Genomic DNA, 1,292 nt, shown 5'->3' on the forward strand with positions numbered 1-1,292 from the left:
CGGCCGATCCGCTCGTGCGTGCGTGGGCCGAGCGCGGCTGGCCGCTGATCGTGCGTCGAGCGTCGCCCGACGAGGCCGATGCCGGTCGCGTGCCGCTTGGCCTGCCGCTGCCGCCTTCCGCGGGCAAGCGGCGCATCGCGCTGAACGCGGCGGCTGACGCGCTCGCGACGGTCGGCCCGCTACCGGCGTTGTCCGACGTGCTTGTCGCCGCGCCCGACGCATGGCGCACGGCGTTGCGCGAACTCGATGCGCTCGGCGTGCGTTACGGCGTGCAGGGCCGCGTGTTCGGCAGCCTCGCATGGCAGGCGCTGACGGGCGAACCCTACCTGGGGGCGTCGTCCGATCTCGACATCGTGTTCCCGCTGCCGGACCCTGCATCGCTTGCGCCGCTGCTCGACGGCCTCGCGGCGATCGACGCGCGCGCGCCGATGCGCATCGACGGCGAACTGCTGCGCGACGACGGCGCGGGCGTCAACTGGCGCGAACTGCACACGCGGCAGCCTGAAGTCGCGGTCAAGACCGCGATCACCGTCGAACTGATGCCGGCCGACGCATTCATCGGAGGGTTGCGATGAGTGCATGGGCTGCCTGCCGCGTACCGGCGCCGTCCGAAGCCGAGCGCATCGCCGAACTGGCCGAGCGCAGCCTCGTGCTCGAAATCGAGACCTTTCCGAAGCCGGGGCTCGTCAGTCACGTCGACACCGGCAGTCACACCGACATGGATGCCGCGACGTTCGCCCGCAGCGCCGCCGTGCTGCGGTCGTACTTCGCCGAGTTGGCCGACGCGGGCGCACGCGATGCGGACATGGCCGTGCTGCGCAAGATCGGCCTGCGTGCCGAGCACGCGATGCTCGCCGCGACCGGCGGCGTCAACACGCATCGCGGCGCGATCTTCGGGCTCGGGCTGCTGTGTGCGGCCGCGGGCCGCCGTGCGGCGCCGGGGGCCGTGCCGGTCGGAATGACGCTCGGTGCGATCGTCTCCCGCCGCTGGGGTGCCGATATCCTCGGCGGCCCGCGCTTGCCCGACAGCCACGGCGAACGCGCGAGCCGCCGCTACGGCGTCGGCGGCGCACGTCGCGAGGCGGCCGACGGTTTCACGACCGTCTATGCGGTCGGGCTGCCCGCGCTGCGTCGCGCGCAGCGTGACCTGCCGGGCGACGCGGAAGCCGCGCGCGTCGATGCGTGCTTCGCGCTGATCGCCGCGCTCGACGATACGAACCTGCTGCACCGGGGCGGGCAGGCCGGCCTCGAGTTCGCGCGGGCAACCGCCCGCGCGTTCGTGGCACGTGGCC

Annotated in this window: 2 protein-coding genes; both read left to right on the plus strand. The window is 73.5% G+C overall.

What is annotated here, in order from left to right:
* The coding region (mdcG, locus tag G3N98_RS39300; protein ID WP_206151126.1) for a malonate decarboxylase holo-[acyl-carrier-protein] synthase at window positions 1–575 on the plus strand (575 nt) is incomplete at its 5' end.
* Window positions 572–1,292, plus strand: a 721-nt coding sequence (locus G3N98_RS39305) for a triphosphoribosyl-dephospho-CoA synthase (RefSeq protein WP_206151127.1), incomplete at its 3' end; no start/stop codon positions are given. The genes mdcG and G3N98_RS39305, both read left to right, overlap by 4 nt.

Source organism: Burkholderia sp. Tr-20390, assembly GCF_017104595.1.
In the GTDB taxonomy this organism is placed as follows: domain Bacteria; phylum Pseudomonadota; class Gammaproteobacteria; order Burkholderiales; family Burkholderiaceae; genus Burkholderia.